The sequence below is a fragment of the Micromonospora sp. genome, assembly GCF_048594385.1.
Classification (GTDB): Bacteria; Actinomycetota; Actinomycetes; order Mycobacteriales; family Micromonosporaceae; genus Micromonospora; species Micromonospora wenchangensis.
On record NZ_JBMDWU010000316.1, the window covers coordinates 1 to 19349 of the forward strand.

The window sequence follows — 19349 nt, forward strand, 5'->3', positions numbered from 1 at the left end:
CACCGTCTCGCCAGCGGTGCGGGACCGGCGGTGGTCCCTACTGGTTGGCGACGAACCGCCAGCGGTTGTCCGCGCTGCCGTTGTCGGAGTCCTGTACGGCCTGCGCACCCTGCGCGGTCGAGCCGTTGAGGATGCCGAGCAGCTTCCCGCTGTTGACATTGCGGATCTTGTAGGTGCCGTCGCCCTGGTTGAGCAGGGTCCACCGGTGGTCGGCGGTGCCGTTGTCCGCCCACTGCAGGACGCGGGCGTTGTCGGCGGTGGACATGTTCTCCACGCCGAGGACCTTGCCGCTGTTGACGTTGCGGAACCGGACCGCGTCGCCGTCGGTCACCACCACCCAGTTGTGGTCGGCGGTGCCGGTGTCGCCCCACTGCAGGGCCAGCCCGCCGTCGGCGGTGGACATGTTCTGGATGCCGAGGACCAGGCCGCTGCCCACGTTGACGATGCGCGTGCTGCCGCCGCCGGTGCTGCCACCGGTGGTGTTCCAGTAGACCGTGTAGTTGAAGCCGTGGGCGTCGTAGAACGGTCCGAGGTTGACCGTGGAGCCGTTCGCGGTGGCGGTGAACGCCAGGGTGCTGGTGCTCGTCCGGGTCACCGACGAGGTGTTCAACGACGGCAGGGCGCTCAGGCCGGTGTTGCCGTAGTTGCCCGCCAGCACCGCCGGGCCGTACGTGAGGGCCGCGACGTTGGCGTTGTCGTTGCTCGGCTGCACGACGACCTTCATCGGCAGCCGTACGGTGATGGTGTCGCCGGCCGCCCAGGTGCGGGTGACCGTGGCGTAGCTGCCGGGGTTGGTGGCGACGTTCTGCGTCTCGCCGTTGACGGCGATCGTCGCGCCGGTGGCCCAGGCCGGGATCCGGACCCGGATGCTCCACGAGCCGCTCATCGATCCGGAGAGGGTGAGCGTGCTGGTGTCGCTCGCCGGGTAGCTGGTGCTCTGGGTGACCGTGATCCCGCGCTGCGACCAGGTCAGCACCGACGGCACGAACAGGTTCACCGTCAGCGTGGTGTCGTTGTAGAAGTAGATCGAGTCCATCAGCTTGGTGTTCGCCTCGATACCGGTGCCCTGACAGCACCAGAACGAGTTGTAGTCGGTGCTCCAGGTGCCGCCGCCCCAGGCCGGGCCGACCCCCCGGCGACCACCCGGCTTGAGGGGGGTGAAGTAGGTGACGTGGCCGTGGCCGTCGGCCGGGTTCTGCGCGCCGACGACGTGGTTGAGCAGGGCACGCTCGTAGAAGTCGAAGTACGCGACCCGGTTCGGGTCGAGCAGCCACAGCTCCCGGGTCAGCTTGAGCATGTTGTGGGTGTTGCAGTGCTCGCAGGTGTCGTTGGTCAGGTACCCGGCGATCGCGTTCGGCGGCCGGAAGTGCTCGGCCTGGCTGTTGCCGCCGATGACGTAGGTGTGCGCGTTGACGGTCATGTTCCACGCGTTGCTGGCGATGTCCCGGTACCGGGTGGTGCCGGTCGCCTTGAACTCCCGCGCCGCGCCGATCCACTTGGGCACCTGGGTGTTGGCGTGCTTGCCGTTGAGCTGGTCGGAGTTGCTGGCGAGCGGGTTGAACACGCCCGCGTGGTCGAACCGCTGGGCGACGGTGAGCCAGCGCCCGTCGCCGGTGTGCTGGTAGATGTCGGTCAGCGCCTCGTTCATGCCGCCGAACTCGGTCTCCAGCATCGCCTGCATCTGGTTGTAGCTCAGCCGCGACGTGCGGGTGTCGACCCAGCCGGCAAGCGCCAGCAGCACCGAGCGGGCCTGCGTGTTGCCGATGTAGCGCCACACGTCGAGCAGCCCCATGAGGGTCTTGTGGATGCAGTAGTAGGGCACGTTGCCGTTGGACAGGGTCCGGGCCTCCAGCGCCGAGAAGTCCGACTCCGGGAAGCCGGACAGGTAACCGGCGGTGAATCCGGCCGCACCGTTGTTGGCCTGGCACTTCGCCAGCTCGGCCACCATGTAGTTGGCCTTGTCCCGGCAGGTGGTGTCGCCGAGCACCGCGTACGCCTGCGCCCACGCGGTGAGGAAGTGCCCCTGCATGTGGGTGCGGAACGGGAAGGACGGCGCGTCCCAGCCCCCGTTGGTCGCGGCCCCGTTGGTGCCCAACCGGTGGTTGGCCCGGAAGTTGTAGAGCATCCGGTCGACGTCGACGAACCGCAGGTAGCTCAGCGTCCGGTTCTGGTTGTCCAGCAGCCGGCCGGCGGTCAGCCGGACCTGACCCAGTTCGAACGGGTACGCCGAGACGCCCAGGTCGGCCCGGGCCGGGGGGACCACCAGCGCCGCGCTGGCCGGCCCGGACCCGAGCAGGGTGCCACCTGCGGCGGAGGCGAGCGCGGTGGCGCCGGCGGCCTGGAGAAGTTGGCGTCGGTTGAGGGACGGGAAGGACATGGGAACCTCCAGCGGACCGGATCACGGGCGAGCGCCCGTCCGGGTGGGTCGTACGGATGGTGGTGCCGGGTGGTGGGGTGCCGGCCCGCCCCGGTGGGGCGGAGCGGGCCGGCGCGACCGTCAGCCGCGTGACGCGGTCACGCGGGGGTGCAGGTCAGGTCGGTCGGTGGCTGGTTGCTGCCGGTGGTCGAGCTGATGTAGCCGACGGTGGTGGAGCCACCCGCCCCGAGCTGCCCGTTGGAGGCGGCGTTGGTGACGGTCACCTGGTTGCCCTGCTGGGTCAGGGTGCCGTTCCACGCCTGGGCCACCGTCTGCCCGCTGGGCAGGGTGAAGCTCACCCGCCAGCCGGTGATCGGGGTGGACCCGTTGGTGATGGTCAGCTTGCCCTCGAAGCCGCCCTGCCAGGTGTTGACCACGGTGTTGGTGGCCGCGCAGGTCGTCCCGGAGGGGGTCGTCGGAGCCGGCGTCGTCGGGGCCGGGGTCGTCGGGGTGGGGGTGGGGGTCGTGGTGGGCGTCGTGGTGGGCGTCGCGGTCGGGGTGGGCGTCGGGGTGGTGCCGCTGCCGTTGAACTGCCACCAGTTGACGTTGAACAGGGTGCCGCTGCCGCCGGTGAACCGCAGGTACATGTCGTGGGTGCCGGTCGCGCCGGACACCGGGCAGGAGACGGTCTGCCAGTTCTGCCAGCCGCCGGTGACCGGCACGGAGCAGCTCGCCACCCGGGTGCCGGTGGTGCTGTCCAGCCGGACCTCGATGGTGCCGCCGCTGCCGGCCGAGGCCACCCGGGCGTTGAAGGACGTCGCACCGGTACCGAAGCCGACCCCCTTGACCTTGATGTAGTCGCCGTTCTCGATGAAGCCGACGTTCATCCCGCCCTCGCTGGACGCCTCGGTCTCGATGCCGGAGCCCCAGGCGATCGTCTCGGCCTCCTGCCGCACGTACGGGTTGAGCGTGCCGATCTGCGGTGCACCGGTGCTGCTCATGTTGATCGTCGGGATGGTGCCGTTGGTGCCGTAGGTGAACTTCTCCACCGCGACCGACCGGGTGTAGCCGCCACCGCCGGGCAGCGCGCCGTTGTGGTAGAAGAAGTACGACCCGCCGTTGAAGTCGACGATTCCGGCGTGGTTGGTGAAGCTGCCGCCCTGCCGGGGCATGACCGTGCCCCGGTAGGTCCACGGCCCGGTGGGGCCGGGCGCCGTGGAGTAGCCGATGAACTCGCTACAGCACTCGGCGGCGAAGACGTTGTAGTAGGTCCCGTTGCGCTTGAAGACCCAGGGGCCCTCCTCGTAGAGGGTGGGGCGGGTGGCGTTGCCGTTACGGGTGCCGAAGCCGGCGGTGGTCAGCGGGATCTTGGTGACACTGCCGGAGTACGAGATCATGTCGGCGTTCAGCTTCACGTACCACAGGTTGGGGTTTCCCCAGTAGAGGTACGCCTGCCCGTCGTCGTCGATGAAGACGGTCGGGTCGATCTCGCCGTTGGCCGCCAGCGGGCGGCCGATGGCGTCCCGGAACGGGCCGGTGGGACTGTCGCTCACCGCCACCCCGATGGCCATCGAGTTGGTCGACTTCGCGGTCACCGGCACGTACCAGTAGAACTTGCCGTTGCGGGCGATGACCTGGCCCGCCCAGGCGTCCGCCTTCGCCCAGCTGAAGGTACTGACGTTGAGCGGCGAGCCGTGGTCGGTCCAGTTGACCATGTCGGCGGAGGACCAGACCCGCCACTCCTTCATGGTGAACCAGGTCGAGCCGTCCTCGTCGTGGCCGGTGTAGAGGTACACCCGGCCGTTGTGCACCAGCGGGGCCGGGTCGGCGGTGTAGATGTGCTGGACGATGGGGTTGTCGGCCTTGGCGGCGCCGGTCGGGAGCAGGGTCGAGACCAGGAGCAGGGCCGTCAGCCAGGCGAGGGTGCGCCGCAGTCGGGTCAGCGGTGGCAGTGCGGGTTTCACCAGTACCTCCCAGTGTGGGCGATGCGTGTCGTGGGGCGTCACGCCTCGGTGGCCTGCCCGGACTCCGCCGACGCCCCGGCCGGTGAGCCGGTGCTGTCGGGACTCGTCCGGACCGCCCGCCGTGCGGGTACGCGGGTGTGGCGTCACGGTCGGCGATCGCGCTCCCGGCCGACCAGGGACGGCACCGCGGTCGGCGCGCGGTCGTGTCAGGACCCCACGGTGGCGGTGGACGACGTGCGCCGGGGGATCCGGGCGCGTCGAGGTGTCGATGCGACCCGGCGGCGCGCAGCGTCCACGGAGGTGCCCGGAGGTGTCCCACCGACGTCGCCCGTGCCCGCACTCCGCTCCGCCGCCCGGATCCGGGGGTGGAGCGGGGGAGGCGTGCCCTTCGCTCCCGCGGCCGACGGTATCTTGTTATCGTTAACACCCGCAAGCCATTGACGTTCGTTGGTTACGCGGGCGTCATCGGGGTCCCTCCACCGGCCCGGTCCGCCGGGCGGGAGCGGCGGGTGATCCACCCGCCGCCGGGGGTCAGCGCACCAGCCGCCCGGTGTCCGGTCCGCCGCGCCGGACCAGCCACGCCTCGGTGATGTGGGTGACCATGGCCTCGGCCGCGCCGTCCGGGTCGTGGGCCGCGATGCGCTCGTAGATCCGCCGGTGCCCCCGGTTGGACGCCACGCACAACGCCCGCTCGGACCGGCCCATGTAGCGGGCGGTGTTGACCACCTGGCTCTCCAGCGACCGCACCACGCCCCGGGCGATCCGGTTGCCGGACGCCTGCATGATCACGTCGTGGAACGCCCGGTCGTGCTCGTGGTAGGCGACCTGGTCGTCGACCAGTTCGTCCATCCGGTCGACCAGGGCGCGCAGCCGGTCGACGGTCTCCTGGTCGGCCAGCCGGGCGGCGACGTTGGCCATGTCGGACTCCAGCACCCGCCGGGTGGCCACCAGGTCGTCGAGGATGGTCAGGCTGTCGTCCTCGGCGATGGTCGCGGCGAGCACGAGTTCGTCGAGCATGTCCCACATCGACGGTGGGGTGACGATGGTGCCGCTGCCCTGGCGGACCTGCACCAGCCCCTTCTCCTGGAGGATCTTGACCGCCTCCCGGACGACCGTGCGGCTGACCGAGAACGCCTCGCACAGCGCCGGCTCGGGCGGCAGTGGGGCGCCGGGCGGGTGAACTCCGCGTACGATGCGTTCCACCAGTTCCGCGGTGACCGCCGTGGCGAGGTTGGCCGGTCGCCGTGCCCAGCTCGGCGGCGCCGACGCGTTCAGGGTGACCTCTCGTGCCGTCATGTCCCCTCCAGTGACTCCCGCGGACCGCGCCACGACCTGACTGCCGCGAATTCTACGTCCCACTGTTGACGTCATACGTCATACGAGTTACTTTTTCGTCAATTCATGCGTCTCGATCAGCGCAATCGACCGAGTTCGAAGGTGAGCAGCGATGAAGCAGCGAGCAGTGTGGTCGGCCGTCCTCGTCGCGACGCTGGCGCTGGCCGGCTGCGGGAGTGCCGGCGGGACGCGGTCCCCGTCCGGCGGGGCGGCCGGGAAGCTGGTCGTCTGGGACTGGAAGTCCGGCGAGGCCTCCGCCGCCGCGTACCTGCAGAAGGCGAAGGCCGACTTCGCCCGCAAGCACCCCGGCGTCACCGTCGAGTTCGTCGCCCAGCCCTTCGAGCAGTACTACACGCTGCTGGGCACGGCGATCCAGGCCGGCACGGGCCCGGACGTGATCCTGTTCAACGGCGGCGGCCAGATCCGGGACCGGGCCGACGCGCTGCTGCCCCTCGACGAATACCTGGCCGAGGACCGGCAGCGGCTCACCGGCTGGGAGGCGTTCAGCAAGGACGGCAAGACCTACGCCGGCCCGGTCACGTTGCAGGGCCACCCGATCTACTACAACCGGACCCTCTACGACAAGGCCGGCCTCGACCCGGCCAAGCCCGCCACCACCTGGCCGGAGTTCGTCGCCAACTGCGCCACGCTCACCCAGCGGACCGGCGCGAAGTGCCTGGCCCTCGGCAACAAGGAGGGCTTCGGCATCCAGTTCTTCCTCTCCGCCTTCGGCACCGGCGTGCTCACCCCGCAGGAGCAGGACGCCTGGATCGCCGGCAAGCGGGACTGGACCTCCCCCCACGTCAAGCGGATCTTCGCGCTCTGGAAGGAGACCCAGGACGCGAAGCTGAACAGCGACGGGGCGAACTCGACGGCCATGTTCAACGACGCTTTCGCGATCTTCCAGTCCGCGAAGGCGGCCCACGTCATCGGCCTGATGTCGGACGTGGGGCACTGGAAGGACTTCAGCGAGTTCGTCCCGGCCGAGAAGCTGGGCGTGATGCGCGCCCCGGTCGTCGAGCCCGGTGCCACCCCGAACCTGCCCTTCGACGGCGGCATCGGGTACGGCGTCGCCAAGTGGACGAAGGACCCGAAGGTCGCCGCCGACCTGGTGCGCTCGCTGACCTCCACCGACGCGCTGAAGTCGTTCTACGCCGACGCCGGGGCGATCGCCGCCGACACCACCATCGACGTGTCCCAGGGCGGCCCGGCGGTGGGCACCATCGTCGCCGACCTCAAGGCCGGCAAGCCCGCCCTGCACGTGGCGCTCTCCTCGAAGACGCTCGACCTGATGGGCCGGCTCTCCCAGCAGCTGCTCAGTGGCTCGATCACCGTCGACGAGGCGGTGAAGCAGCTGGCCGCCTCCGATCAGGCCGGCTGAGCCGTGCCGGTCGACGAGGCGACGCCGGCGGTCCGCCCGGCCGCAGCCGCCGGCCCGCCGCGACGGGTCGGGTCGGGGGCGCGGGTCACCCCGCGTCGCGGTCGCGGCGGCCGGCGCTCCGAGCGCCTCGCCCCGTACGTGCTGCTGGCCCCGGCCCTGCTGATCCTGCTGCTGCTGCGGTTCTGGCCGCTGCTGCTGGGGGTGAACTTCTCCTTCACCGGCGACGGCGACCGCGACGGGCTGGCGGTGGGGCTGGACAACTACCGGGAGCTGTTCGGGGATCCGCTGTTCCTGGGCGCGCTGCGCAACGTCGGGCTGCTCGTGCTGCTGCTGCCGGTGGCGGTGGCGATTCCCGGCCTGCTGGCCACCTTCATCTACCTGCGGGTCCCCGGGCACCGGCTGTACCGCAGCGTCTACTTCTTCCCGGCCGTGCTGTCCCCGGTCATCGTCGGGGCCATCTTCAACCTCCTGCTCGCCTTCGACGGCCCGCTCAACGCCCTGCTCGGCGGGGTCGGCCTCGGGCCGGTGGACTGGCTGGGCGACCCGGACGTGGCCATGTTCGTGGTGGTCGGGGTGCACGTCTGGGCGACCTTCGGGATGGCGCTGGTGGTGTTCCTCGCCGGCTTCGCGACCCTGGACGCCTCCCTGCTGGACGCCGCCCGGGTGGACGGCGCGTCGCTGCCGCAGACCATCAGGCACGTGATCGTGCCCAGCCTCTCCCGCACCATCCAGTTCGTCGTCGTCACCACCATGATCGGGATGCTGACCTCCATGTTCGGCCTGCTCTACGTGATGACCAGCGGCGGCCCGGAGGGCTCCACCTACCTGCCGGAGTACTACATCTGGATCCAGCAGGGGCAGCTCAACCGGCCGGCGCTCGCCTCGGCCGCCTCGACGGTGCTCTTCCTCATCATGCTCGTGGTGGGGCTGGGGCAGATCAGCCTGCTCCGGCGGGCGGTGAGGGAGGCGTGATGTCCCACCTGCGGTGGGGGCGGTGGCTGCTCGCCCTCCCGATGGCCGTCCTGGCCCTGGCGACCGTCTACCCCCTGGCGTTCACCCTCAACGTGGCCATGAAGACCCGCCGCGAGTACGTCCTCGACCGGTTCTCCCTGGCCGACGCCCTGCGCTTCGAGAACATCGGCGCGGCGTGGAACAGCGTGGGGATGGCCCGCTACCTGGCCAACTCGGTGGGCGTGGTGACGGCCTCGGTGCTCCTGCTGCTGCTGTTCGGCTCGATGGCCGGTTTCGCGTTGAGCCAGCTACGGTTCCGGGGCTCGTCGGTGCTCTTCCTGTGCTGCCTCGCGGCGCTGTTCGTGCCGTTCCAGGTGATCATGGTGCCGCTGGCCCGGGTCATGGCGGACGCCGGCCTGGTCGACACCTACCCGGGGCTCGTGCTGGCCTACGTGGCGCAGTTCCTGCCGTTCACGATCTTCCTGATGACCAGCTACTACAAGACCATCCCGACCGAGATCATCGACGCGGCCCGGATCGACGGCAACAGCGTCTACGGGGTCTACCGGCGGATCATGCTGCCGCTGGGCACCCCGGCGCTGCTGTCGGTCGGCATCCTCGACGCCCTGTTCTGCTGGAACGACGTGCTGATCGCGCTGCTGCTGATGCCCTCGGCCGAGCACCGCACGCTGATGGTCGGGGTGACCTCGCTGCGCGGCCAGTACTCCGACGACATCCCCACCTTCGCCTCCGGGGTGCTGATCGCCGCGGTGCCCGTCCTGGTGATCTACCTCTTCCTCCAGCGTCAGATCGCCGACGGTGTCGCCGCCGGCGCCACGAAGGGCTGACATGCGGATCACCGGATACCGGACCCTGACCACCGTGCAGGAGTGGGGGCGGCCCGTCGGCGACGCCAACGGCGTGTTCGCCGACGGGGTGACCGCCGTGCCGATCATCCTGGTCGACACCGACGAGGGCATCAGCGGCGTCGGCCTCGGACCGCACACCGACCTCGAACGGATCTTCGCCGCGATCGACGGGGAGGACCCCCGCGCGGTGACCACCCTCTACGACCGGATGCTGCGGCAGACCTTCAAGGCGGGCCACGCCGGCTCGGTGTTCGGCACCATCGGGGCGCTGGACACCGCGCTGTGGGACATCAAGGCCCAGGCGGCGGGGCAACCCCTGTGGCGGCTGCTCGGCGGGCGCGACCGGCGGGTGCCCGCCTACGCCTCCGGCCTGGACATCGGCCTCGACGACGACGCGCTCGCCGCCGCGTACACGGTCTACGCCCGGCACGGGCTGCGGGCCGCGAAGCTCAAGGGCGGCCTCGACATCGAGCGCGACCGGCACCGGCTGCACGTGGTCCGGGAGGTGCTGACCGAGGCCGGTCGGGGGCAGCGGCCCGGCCTGATGCTCGACGTGAACGAGGCGTGGACCCGCAAGCAGGCCGTGCGGCACGTGGGCGAACTCGAACGCACCCTCGACCTCGTCTGGATCGAGGAACCCGTCCGCCGGTGGGACGCCGAGGGCCTGGCCGTCGTCGGACGCGGGATCCGGGCGTCGGTGGCCACCGGGGAGAACCTCACCGGCCTGGAGCAGTACCGGCCGCTGATCGCCGCGGCGGCGGTCGACGTCGTGCAGATGGCCGCGGTGTGGGGGATCACCCACTTCCTGCGGGTGTCCGCCCTGGCGCACGCCTACGACCTGCCGGTCAGCCCGATCGGCAACCACCCCGTCGGTCTGCTGCACGCCGCCACGTCGGTGCCCAACCACATGGTCAGCGAGTTGCAGGACCTCCACCCGCCGGTCGGGATCACCCGCGACCTGCACGTCGAGGACGGCGCGTTCGTCCTCGGCGACAGCCCGGGGCTGGGCGTCACGGTCTGCGAGGAGGAGATCGGCAGGTACCCGCGCCGCTCCGACGTGCCGACGCCGGACGGTCCCAACGTACGGCCGGAACGGGCCGGCCGCCGGCTGCTGGCCGTGGCCGATCCGGCCGCCACCCCGGCGGACCGGTACGACACCCCGCTGCCCGACGCCCCGACGTACCACCACCACGACGGCATGCCGTCCGCCGTCCCGCACTGACCCGACCGCGAGGGAGCACGTATGAAGGCAGTGGTCTACCGCAGCGCCCGGCACCTGGAGGTGCAGCGGCGTGCGCCGGAGCCACCGGGGCCGGACCAGCTGCGGATAGCGGTGGCCTACACCGGGATCTGCGGCACCGACCTGCACGTCTACCACGGGGACATGGACGCCCGGGTGGGCCCGCCGGCGGTGATCGGGCACGAGATGTCCGGCCGGGTGGCCGAGGTGGGCGAGGGCGTCACCGGCTACGCCGTGGGCCAGCCGGTCACCGTGATGCCGACCCGGTTCTGCGGCCGGTGCGCCGCCTGCCGGCGGGGCAACGCGCACGTCTGCCACGCGATGGACTTCCTCGGCGTGGACTCGCCGGGCGCGATGCAGTCCTCCTGGACCGTCCCGGCCGACCTGGTGGTGCCGCTCCCCGACGACCTGCCCCTGGACCGGGCCGCCCTGGTCGAACCGGTCGCGGTGGCCGTGCACGACGTGCGGCGGGGCCGGGTGACCGACGCCGACCAGGTGGTGGTCGTCGGCGGTGGGCCGATCGGCGTGCTCGTCGCCACCGTCGCCCGGCACCGGGGCGCGCGGGTCCTGCTTGTCGAACCGGACCCGTTCCGCCGGTCGGTGGCCGCCGGGATCGGGATCGACGCGGTCGACCCGGCCGACACCGACGTGGTGGCGCTGGTGAACGAGCGTACCGACGGGGCGGGTGCGGACGTGGCCTTCGAGGTGTCCGGGTCCGCCGCCGGGGTCGGCACCGCCGTCGACGTGCTGACCACCCGGGGCCGGCTGGTCATGGTGGCGATCCATCCGCAGCCCCGGCCGGTGAACCTGCACCGGGTCTTCTGGCGCGAGCTGGAGCTGCTCGGCGCGCGGCTCTACCAGCGCGAGGACATGGTGGAGGCGGTCCGGCTGGTCGCCTCCGGTGTGGTGCCGGCCGGGCAGCTCATCTCCCGGGTGGTGCCCGTCGAGGCGGCGGCGTCGGCGTTCACCGCCCTGGAGGAGGGCGGCGGCGTGCTGAAGGTGCTGCTCGACTGGCAGGAGGCCGACCGGTGAACGCCCTGTTCGACCTCTCCGGCCGCACGGCCGTGGTGACCGGCGCGCGCCGGGGCATCGGGCTGGCCATGGCCGAGGCGCTGGCCGTCGCCGGGGCCGACGTCGTCGGCGTCTCGGCGACCATGGAGGCCACCGGCAGCGAGGTGGAGCAGCGGGTACGCGCGGCGGGCCGCTCGTTCACCGCGCTGCGTACCGACCTGGCCGACCGGGCCGCGGTCCGCCGGCTCGTCGCCGACCTGCACGACCTCGGCCCGGTCGACATCCTGGTCAACAACGGCGGCACGATCGCCCGCACCCCGGCCGCGGAGCACCCCGACGAGATGTGGGACCACGTCATCGAGGTGAACCTGACCAGCCAGTTCGTGCTGAGTCGGGAGATCGGCCGGGAGATGGTGGCCCGGGGCCGGGGAAAGATCATCTTCACCGCGTCGCTGCTCAGCTTCCAGGGCGGCATCACCGTCCCCGGCTACGCCGCCGCGAAGTCCGGCCTCGCCGGGCTGACCAGGGCGCTGTCCAACGAGTGGGCGGCGCACGGGGTCAACGTCAACGCCATCGCCCCCGGCTACATCGCCACCGACAACACCCGGGCGCTACGCGAGGACCCGGAACGCGACCGGGCCATCCTGACCCGCATCCCGGCCGGCCGGTGGGGGGACGCCACCGACCTCGCCGGCGCGACGGTGTTCCTGGCCGCCCCGGCCTCGGACTACGTCAACGGCATCGTCCTGCCCGTCGACGGCGGGTGGTTGGGTCGATGAGCGCGCCACCGGGCACCGTCGACGCCCACCACCACCTCTGGGTGCGGGCCCGGCACCCGCAGCCCTGGATCGACCCGGCCACCATGGCCGCCATCGACGCCGACTTCACCCCGGACGACCTGGCCCGGGTCACCCGCGCCGCCGGGGTCACCGAGACCGTGCTGGTGCAGGCCAACTCCACCGAGGCCGAGACGGTGGACCTGCTCGGCATCGCCGCCGACCACCCGCTCGTCCGGGGGGTCGTCGGCTGGCTGGACGTCACGACGCCCGACGTCGCCGACCGGCTGGCCCGGCTGCGGGCGGCCCGCGGCGGCCACCTGCTGGTCGGCGTCCGCTACAGCGTGCAGGACGAGCCCGACCCGGGGTTCCTCGACCGGGCCGACGTGCGGCGGGGGATCACCGCGGTGGGTGCCGCCGGTCTCGCCTTCGACCTGCTGGTCCGGCAGCACCACCTGGGCGCGGCCGGCCGGCTGGCCCGCGACCTGCCCGAGGTGCGGTTCGTCCTGGACCATCTCGGCAAGCCCGCCCTCGGCGGGACGGACCTCGACGACTGGGCCCGCGACCTGCGCGCCCTGGCCGCCCCGGCCAACACCACGGCGAAGCTCTCCGGCCTGGTCACCGAGGTGCACCGGGCACCCTGGACACCGCAGGACCTGCGCCCGGCCGTCGAACACGCCCTCGACGCGTTCGGCCCGGACCGGCTGATGTTCGGCTCCGACTGGCCGGTCTGCCTGCTCGCCAGCACGTACGACAGGTGGGTCGACACGCTGGCGGAGCTGCTCGACCCGCTCGGTGACGACGAGCGGGCGGCGATCTGGCGGCACACCGCCCGCCGGGTCTACCGACCGGAGTCGTCGTGAGGGCCCGTCCGCTGCCACGGCGGCCCTCGGTACGCCTCACCGGGCTGGGATTCGGCGCGGCACAGGCCGGCAACCTCTACCGGGCCACCACCGACGAGGAGTTCACCGCCGCCGTCGACACCGCCTGGGCGGGTGGCCTGCGCTACTTCGACACCGCGCCGCACTACGGGCTCGGACTGTCCGAACGGCGCATCGGCGCGGCGCTGCGTACCCGGCCACGCGACGAGTACGTGGTGTCGACGAAGGTCGGCCGGCTGCTCGTACCGTCGCCGCAGGACGCGCACCGGCGCGACCCGGAAGGCTTCGACGTGCCCGCCGACCACCGGCGGGTCTGGGACTTCAGCCGCGACGGCGTGCTCCGCTCGCTGGAGTCCAGCCTGGCCCGCACCGGCCTGGACCGGGTGGACGTCGTCTACCTGCACGACCCCGACGACCACTGGGAACAGGCCGCCGCCGAGGCGGTGCCCGCCCTGGTGGAGCTGCGCGACCAGGGCGTGGTGGGGGCCATCGGGGCCGGCATGAACCAGTCCCACCTGCTCACCCGGTTCGTCGAGGAGACCGACGTCGACGTGGTGATGTGCGCCGGCCGGTACACCCTGCTGGAGCAGGGGGCGCTGGCCGACCTGCTGCCCGCCGCCGAGCGCCGGGGCGTCGGCGTGGTGGTCGCCGGGGTCTACAACTCCGGACTGCTGTCGCAGGACCGGCCCCCGGCCGACGCCACCTACAACTACCAGCAGGCCCCACCGGAGCTGATCGACCGGGCCCACCGGATCGCCGACGTCTGCCAGGCGTACGGCGTCACCCTGCCGCAGGCGGCGCTCGCCTTCGTCCGTTCCCATCCGGCGGTCGTCTCGACGGTCGTCGGCCTGCGTAACCGCGCGCAGGTCACGCAGACGCTGACCCGCGCGGACGCCGACGTCCCGGCGGCGCTGTGGCCGGCGCTGCGGGCCGCCGGACTACTCGCCCCGGTCGCGGCATGATTCCACCGCGACGCCGGGCACCCCACCACCCCACCACGATTGGAGTCCCACCCGTGTCCGTCCCGACACCACCCGCCCGGCGCGGGCCGGTGCTGGCCGGCCTGGCCGCCACGGCGCTCGCCGCCACGGTCGCCGTGCTCGCCCCGGCCGGTCCCGCCCTCGCCGCCACCACCACCCTCTACGCGTCCCCCGCCGGCAGCGGCACCGCCTGCTCCACCAGCCAGCCCTGCGCGCTGACCGAGGCGCAGAACGCGGTCCGGTCCCGCACCGCCGGGATGTCCGGCGACATCGTCGTCGAGCTGGCCGACGGCGTCTACCGGCTGGCCGCGCCGCTGCGGTTCACCGCCGCCGACTCCGGCACCAACGGATACACCGTGACCTGGCGGGCCGCCGCGTCGGCCCGGCCGCAGATCAGCGGGGCGCGCGCCGTCACCGGCTGGTCGCAGGTCGACGCCGGGAAGAACATCTGGCGGGCGAACGTGCCCGCCGGGCTCGACAGCCGGCAGCTCTACGTCAACGGCGCAGTCGCCACCCGGGCCCGCACCGCCGTCAACCGGGCCGACTTCACGTTCACCACCAGCGGCATGCGGTTCAGCAACGGCGCGTTGAGCTACCTCAACAACCTGGGCAACCAGAACCGGGTCGAGGTGGAGAGCGTCGGCTCGTTCACCGACCGGTACTCCCCGGTGCAGAGCATCAGCGGGAACTTCCTCACGATGCAGCAGCCGGCCTGGAACAACAACACCTTCGGCTTCGACACCCTCTCCAAGCCGCACCGGGCCGGCCCGTTCTACCTGGCCAACGCGTACGAGTTCCTGGACAGCCCGGGGGAGTGGTACCTGAACCCGGGCAGTGGGCAGCTCAACTACATCCCGCTGGCCGGGCAGAACATGAACAGCGTCAGCGTGGAGCTGCCGCAGTTGCAGTCCCTGGTCAACGTGGGCGGCACGTACGACGCCCCGGCGCACCACATCGCGTTCAGCGGGATCACCTTCACCGGCACCAGCTGGCTCGGCCCGAGCAGCAGCAACGGCTTCGCCGACCAGCAGACCGGCGCGCACATCACCGGCACCTGGGCCCGTCCGGCCGACGCGCTGACCTCCTGCCAGGAGGGCTGCCCGCTGTTCGAGGCGACCCGGCCGAGCTGGAACCAGATGCCGGCCGCCGTGCAGGTCTCCGCCGCCAACACCATCACCTTCAGCGACTCCCAGTTCGTCAACCTCGGGCAGACCGCCATCGGCATCGGCAACGACGCCAACGCGCACGCCAGCGGGGTCGGCCTGGGGGCCAGCAACATCACCGTCACCCGTTCCGAGATCGCCCGCAGCTCGGCCGGCGGCGTGGTGGTCGGCGGGGTACGCGCCGACGCCCACCACCCGGGCGACCAGCGGATGGTCAACCGGAACATCACCATCAGCAACAACCGGGTGCACGACCTCGGTCTGGAGTACCGGGGCGTGGTGTCGATCCTGACCACGTACGTCAACACCTCGCTGGTGTCGCACAACGAGGTCTACAACATGCCGTACACCGGGCTGTCGGTCGGGTACGGCTGGGGCGCCAACGACGCGGGCGGCAGCAACCACTACGCCAACCGTGGGCTGTACAACTACCAGCCGCGCTACTCGACGGCCACCACCGCGGCCAACAACCAGGTCGTCGGCAACTACGTGCACGACGTGATGCAGCAGATGACCGACGGCGGCTGCATCTACACGCTGTCGGCCAACCCGGGTGGCAGCATCACCGAGAACCACTGCCTGCGGACCAACGGCTGGTTCGGGCTCTACTTCGACGAGGGCTCCCGTTACTACACCGCCCGCAGCAACGTGTTCGCCAGCACCGGCACCTGGGCCACCGCCAACTACTGGTACGCCGAGAACATGGGCAACTTCACCGTCACCAACAACTGGTCGACCAACAACAGCACCAACGTGACCAACGGTGACCGGGGCAACGTGGTCAACAACAACACGGTGGTCAGCAACAACAACTGGCCGTCGGGCGCGCAGACCGTGATCGCCAACGCGGGCGTGCAGGGCACGAGCAATCCGCCGGCGCAGGGCGTGCAGATCGTCGGCGGACAGTCCGGTCGGTGCGCCGAGATCGGCGGCTCCAGCACGACCAACGGCACCCAGGCCCAGCTCTGGGACTGCACCGGCGCGGCCAACCAGCGGTTCACCCAGACCACCGGCCGGCAGCTCATGGTCTACGGCACCAAGTGCCTGGACGCCTCCGGGCAGGGCACCAGCAACGGCACCCAGGTGGTGATCTGGGACTGCAACGGGCAGACCAACCAGCAGTGGAACGTCAACGCCAACGGCACGATCACCGGCGCGCAGTCCGGCCTGTGCCTGGACGCCAACGGCGCCGGTACGGCCAACGGCACCAAGCTGATCCTCTGGGCCTGCAACGGCGGCACCAACCAGCAGTGGAGCCTGCGCAGCTGACCACTCGACCGTCGGGGTGCGCGGGCCGCGCGCACCCCGACGTCGCCGCCCCGGTTCGTCGCCGCCCCGGTTCGTCGCCGCCCCGGTTCGTCGCCGCCCGGGTTCGCCGCCGCGCGGCGCGGCAGGTCAGGAGGTGTGCCGGCGGCAGCGGGCGAGTGCGGCCCGCAGCTCGCGGCGCAGTGACCGGTCCAGGTCGGGCGCGGCGAGCGCGGCGGTGAAATCCCGGGCGGCGGCATCCCAGCGGCCGAGTCGGACCAGCGCGGTGCCCCGGTTGTAGCGGGGCACCGGTGCCGCCGACAGCGCCACGGCCCGGTCCAGGTCGGCCACGGCGTCGGTCACCGCACCCCGGTCGAACCGGACGGCGGCCCGGTTCGTCCACGCCTCGACCAGCTCCGGATCGCCGGCCAACGCCCGGCTGAACAACTCCTCGGCCCCGGCGGGGTCACCGCGCTCGGAGCGGATCAGCCCGAGGGTGCACAGCAGGGCCGGCTCGTCCGGGTCCCGCGTCAGCCCGGCCCGCGCCCCCGCCTCGGCGACGTCGAGGGCGCCCCGCTCCAGGTGCAGGTTGACCAGGGCGACCCGGGCGTCGAGGTGCCCCGGCTCGATGGCGAGCACCCGGTCCAGGTCGTCGCGGGCCCGCCCGGTGCGGCCCCGTTCCTGGTGCAGCACCGCCCGGTTGTAGTACGCCTCCGGCAGGTGCGGGCCGAGCCGGATCGCGCTGCCGTAGTCCCGGATCGCGGCCCGGTGCCGTCCGGCGGCCCGGTGCAGTGCGGCCCGGTCCACGTAGTACTCGCAGTTGTCGGGGTCGTGACCGATCACCGTGTCGAGTTCGGCCAGGGCCCGTTGCGGGTCGCCCAGCGCCAGGTGGACCTGGGCCCGGTTGTGCCGCAACCGGGCCACGTCCTGCGGTCGTTCGCCCGGGGCGAGCACCGCCGTCAGCCGGGCCAGCCCGTCGTCGATCAGGCGCAGCGCCCGTTCCGGTTCGCCCGCCCGGCTGTCCAGCAGGGCCACGCCCTGCTCGTAGAAGACTGTCGACAGCACCCGCTGCCGCGCGTCGGGCACCGTGCGGGCGAGCCGGAGTGCCTGCGCCAGCCAGTGCCGCGCCCGCGCCGGGTCCTGCGCGTCGGCGGGCAGGTGGCGGGCGTACAACATGGCGGTGGCGTACGCGGCCGACATGGTGATCTTCGGATCGTCGGTGACGCTCCGGGTCTCGTGGTAGAGGTCGAGCGCTTCGGTGGCCCGGTCCAGCGCCGCCAGGGCGGTGGCCAGGCCGGTGGTGAACGACCACCAGTGCCGCAGGTCGTCGTGCGGGGTGACCAGGGTGCGTCCGTGCCGGGCGGTGCGGGCCGCGTGGTGGTAGAAGCCGGCGGCCAGGCTCTCGCCGAGGGCGGTGCGCAGGGCCGCCGGGCTCGGGTCGACCGCTGGCCGGGCCGGCCCGTCGTCGCACAGCTCCAGCCGCACCGGGTACGCCCCGAGCCGGCCGGCGAGCGCGTCCAGCAGCTCGCGGGTGGTCTCGTCGGCCGCGCCGACGTGGACGAACCGGAGCGTGACCGGTCGGCGCAGGGTGCCCGCCCAGGCCGCCACGAACTCCGTCGCGCCGTAGGCCAGGGCGGCGGTGCGTCGGGCGGGGTGGAACCGGATCGGCGCCTCGTCGGCGGCGGCGCGGGCCGTCGGGTCGAGCCGGGGCGCGACGGCCCGCAGTTCGGTCCGGTGCCGGGCGGCCAGCCGGGGGCGGTCGGCGGCGATCCGCTGGAGCAGGTCGGCGACCCCGGCGTACGGCCCGAGGTCACGGTGGCAGTCGTACCCCGGCGGCTCGTCGGTCACGGTCGGGCCGGTGCCGCCGAGGGCGGGCGCCCGGGGGCGCCCGCCGGGCCGGCAGTTACCAGCACCACTCGATCCAGAGCCGGCGGGCGCCGGACACCAGACGCAGTGCACTCGTACGACGGACGGTCATCTTCTTCATGGGCACCTCCGTGGTCGTCCACTCCGGACGGGGCAGAGCCTAATCCCGATCAAGGGAAATGCGAAGGGTGCTCGTGAACCTCCTTCCGGGATGGCCCGGCCGGTGACCGGGGAGTGCACCGGCGGCGTCAACCGGAACCGGCGGGTGCGGCTGGGTCGCCGAGCCGACGGTGGGCCGGCACCGCCACTAGGATCGGTGTGGAGGTGGGCGAGGCATGAGACTCGGACTGCACTACTGGAACTACTCGACCCCGACCGATCCGGCGGCGATCGCACCGACGCTGATCGAGACCGCGACGATCGCGGAGGAGGCCGGGGTCTCGTCGTTCACCGTGATGGACCACTACTTCCAGATGGAGGCGATGGCCCCGGCCGAGGAGCCGATGCTGGAGGCGTACACGACGCTGGGTTTCGTCGCGGCGCGGACCTCCCGGATGACGCTCGGTGTGCTGGTCACCGGTGTGATGTACCGCTACCCGGGGCTGCTCGCCAAGATCGTGACCACGCTGGACGTGCTCTCCGGCGGCCGGGCCCGGCTGGGCATCGGCGCGTCCTGGTACGAGCGTGAGCAGCGGGGGCTCGGGGTGCCGGTGGTGCCGGTGGCCGAGCGGTTCGAGCGGCTGGAGGAGACGCTGCGGATCTGCCGGCAGATGTGGAGCGACGACAACGGGCCGTTCGAGGGCCGGCACTACCGGCTGGCCGAGACGCTCAACTCACCGCAGCCGCTGCGACGTCCCCACCCGCCGGTCATGATCGGCGGCAGCGGCGAGAAGAAGACCCTGCTGCTGGTGGCCCGCTACGCCGACGCCTGCAACCTGTTCGGCAGCAGCCCGGCCGAGGTGGCGCACAAGCTGGACGTGCTGCGCGGGCACTGCGCCGCCGAGGGCCGCGACTACGACACCATCGACAAGACGGTCATCATGATCCGGCCGCCGCTGGCCGACGTGGACGCGTTCCTCGCCGAGGTGGCCGAGTACGCCGTGCTCGGGGTGACCGAGGTGCAGGTCACCCCGGACCGGCACCCGGTGGAGTTCACCCACCGGATCGCCGACGAGGTGCTGCCGAAGTTGACCACGATCGGCTGAGGGCCGAGCCGCCCGCCGCCGCGCTGCCGGCGATCCGGCCGGGGCGGGATGCGCCGGGGGCGCACACCGCCCGCCGGTCGTGGTCCGCCGCCGGTGTCGTCCGCCCGCCGCCGAGCCGGCGGGCGG

Annotated in this window: 14 protein-coding genes; 10 read left to right on the forward strand and 4 right to left on the reverse strand. The window is 72.2% G+C overall.

From position 1 onward, the window contains the following. Positions 1 to 37: 37 nt before the first annotated feature. The 3 genes from ACOJTC_RS16870 to ACOJTC_RS16880 all read right to left on the reverse strand — a co-directional run bounded on the left by ACOJTC_RS16870 (position 38) and on the right by ACOJTC_RS16880 (position 5616). Complete coding sequence (locus tag ACOJTC_RS16870) at positions 38 to 2377, reverse strand: beta-L-arabinofuranosidase domain-containing protein (protein ID WP_420117600.1); 2340 nt, start codon at positions 2375 to 2377, stop codon at positions 38 to 40. Positions 2378 to 2514: 137 nt separating this feature from the next. Further along, entirely contained in the window at positions 2515 to 4320 is a 1806-nt protein-coding gene (locus ACOJTC_RS16875) for a family 43 glycosylhydrolase (RefSeq protein WP_420117601.1), read from the reverse strand. A gap of 531 nt (positions 4321 to 4851) precedes the next feature. Continuing rightward, positions 4852 to 5616: a FadR/GntR family transcriptional regulator gene (locus ACOJTC_RS16880; protein WP_420117602.1), complete on the reverse strand. Its 765-nt coding sequence runs from the start codon at positions 5614 to 5616 to the stop codon at positions 4852 to 4854. A gap of 151 nt (positions 5617 to 5767) precedes the next feature. Between ACOJTC_RS16880 and ACOJTC_RS16885 the strand changes: the two genes are divergently transcribed. The 9 genes from ACOJTC_RS16885 to ACOJTC_RS16925 are packed head-to-tail and all read left to right on the forward strand — an operon-like array spanning position 5768 to position 16176. Next, a complete protein-coding gene (locus ACOJTC_RS16885; protein ID WP_420117603.1) occupies positions 5768 to 7036 on the forward strand; it encodes an ABC transporter substrate-binding protein in 1269 nt (422 codons plus the stop codon). A 3-nt stretch (positions 7037 to 7039) separates the two neighbouring features. Beyond that, entirely contained in the window at positions 7040 to 8008 is a 969-nt protein-coding gene (locus ACOJTC_RS16890; protein ID WP_420117604.1) for a carbohydrate ABC transporter permease, read from the forward strand. Continuing rightward, a complete protein-coding gene (locus ACOJTC_RS16895) occupies positions 8008 to 8835 on the forward strand; it encodes a carbohydrate ABC transporter permease (protein ID WP_204923126.1) in 828 nt (275 codons plus the stop codon). Before ACOJTC_RS16890 ends, ACOJTC_RS16895 begins: the two co-directional genes overlap by 1 nt. A 1-nt stretch (position 8836) precedes the next feature. Further along, positions 8837 to 10078, forward strand: coding sequence for a mandelate racemase/muconate lactonizing enzyme family protein (locus ACOJTC_RS16900; protein WP_420117605.1), 1242 nt, complete (start codon positions 8837 to 8839; stop codon positions 10076 to 10078). Between the two features lie 21 nt (positions 10079 to 10099). Further along, positions 10100 to 11128: a zinc-dependent alcohol dehydrogenase gene (locus ACOJTC_RS16905; RefSeq protein ID WP_420117606.1), complete on the forward strand. Its 1029-nt coding sequence runs from the start codon at positions 10100 to 10102 to the stop codon at positions 11126 to 11128. Then, complete coding sequence (locus ACOJTC_RS16910; protein WP_204923123.1) at positions 11125 to 11886, forward strand: SDR family NAD(P)-dependent oxidoreductase; 762 nt, start codon at positions 11125 to 11127, stop codon at positions 11884 to 11886. The genes ACOJTC_RS16905 and ACOJTC_RS16910 overlap by 4 nt, the downstream gene beginning before the upstream one ends. Further along, positions 11883 to 12746 carry an amidohydrolase family protein gene (locus ACOJTC_RS16915; protein ID WP_204923122.1) on the forward strand — a complete coding sequence of 288 codons (864 nt, stop codon included), beginning with the start codon at positions 11883 to 11885 and terminating at the stop codon, positions 12744 to 12746. The genes ACOJTC_RS16910 and ACOJTC_RS16915 overlap by 4 nt, the downstream gene beginning before the upstream one ends. After that, positions 12743 to 13726 carry an aldo/keto reductase gene (locus tag ACOJTC_RS16920; protein WP_420117607.1) on the forward strand — a complete coding sequence of 328 codons (984 nt, stop codon included), beginning with the start codon at positions 12743 to 12745 and terminating at the stop codon, positions 13724 to 13726. The genes ACOJTC_RS16915 and ACOJTC_RS16920 overlap by 4 nt, the downstream gene beginning before the upstream one ends. A 53-nt stretch (positions 13727 to 13779) precedes the next feature. Continuing rightward, positions 13780 to 16176 carry an RICIN domain-containing protein gene (locus ACOJTC_RS16925; RefSeq protein WP_420117608.1) on the forward strand — a complete coding sequence of 799 codons (2397 nt, stop codon included), beginning with the start codon at positions 13780 to 13782 and terminating at the stop codon, positions 16174 to 16176. 126 nt (positions 16177 to 16302) lie between these two features. On the opposite strand, the gene ACOJTC_RS16930 is transcribed toward ACOJTC_RS16925, so the two are convergent. After that, entirely contained in the window at positions 16303 to 18000 is a 1698-nt protein-coding gene (locus tag ACOJTC_RS16930; protein WP_420117609.1) for a tetratricopeptide repeat protein, read from the reverse strand. A gap of 353 nt (positions 18001 to 18353) precedes the next feature. On the opposite strand from ACOJTC_RS16930, the gene ACOJTC_RS16935 reads away from it, so the two are divergent. Beyond that, positions 18354 to 19223, forward strand: a complete 870-nt coding sequence (locus ACOJTC_RS16935; RefSeq protein WP_420117610.1) for an LLM class F420-dependent oxidoreductase — start codon at positions 18354 to 18356, stop codon at positions 19221 to 19223. The last annotated feature ends 126 nt before the right edge of the window (positions 19224 to 19349 follow it).

Bases quoted from the DNA above. Each gene is read 5' to 3' on its own strand.
- ACOJTC_RS16880 (WP_420117602.1), bottom strand. From the start codon at position 5,616: ATGACGGCACGAGAGGTCACCCTGAACGCGTCGGCGCCGCCGAGCTGG.
- ACOJTC_RS16895 (WP_204923126.1), top strand. From the start codon at position 8,008: ATGTCCCACCTGCGGTGGGGGCGGTGGCTGCTCGCCCTCCCGATGGCC.
- ACOJTC_RS16915 (WP_204923122.1), top strand. From the start codon at position 11,883: ATGAGCGCGCCACCGGGCACCGTCGACGCCCACCACCACCTCTGGGTG.
- ACOJTC_RS16905 (WP_420117606.1), top strand. From the start codon at position 10,100: ATGAAGGCAGTGGTCTACCGCAGCGCCCGGCACCTGGAGGTGCAGCGG.
- ACOJTC_RS16870 (WP_420117600.1), bottom strand. From the start codon at position 2,377: ATGTCCTTCCCGTCCCTCAACCGACGCCAACTTCTCCAGGCCGCCGGC.
- ACOJTC_RS16900 (WP_420117605.1), top strand. From the start codon at position 8,837: ATGCGGATCACCGGATACCGGACCCTGACCACCGTGCAGGAGTGGGGG.
- ACOJTC_RS16935 (WP_420117610.1), top strand. From the start codon at position 18,354: ATGAGACTCGGACTGCACTACTGGAACTACTCGACCCCGACCGATCCG.
- ACOJTC_RS16885 (WP_420117603.1), top strand. From the start codon at position 5,768: ATGAAGCAGCGAGCAGTGTGGTCGGCCGTCCTCGTCGCGACGCTGGCG.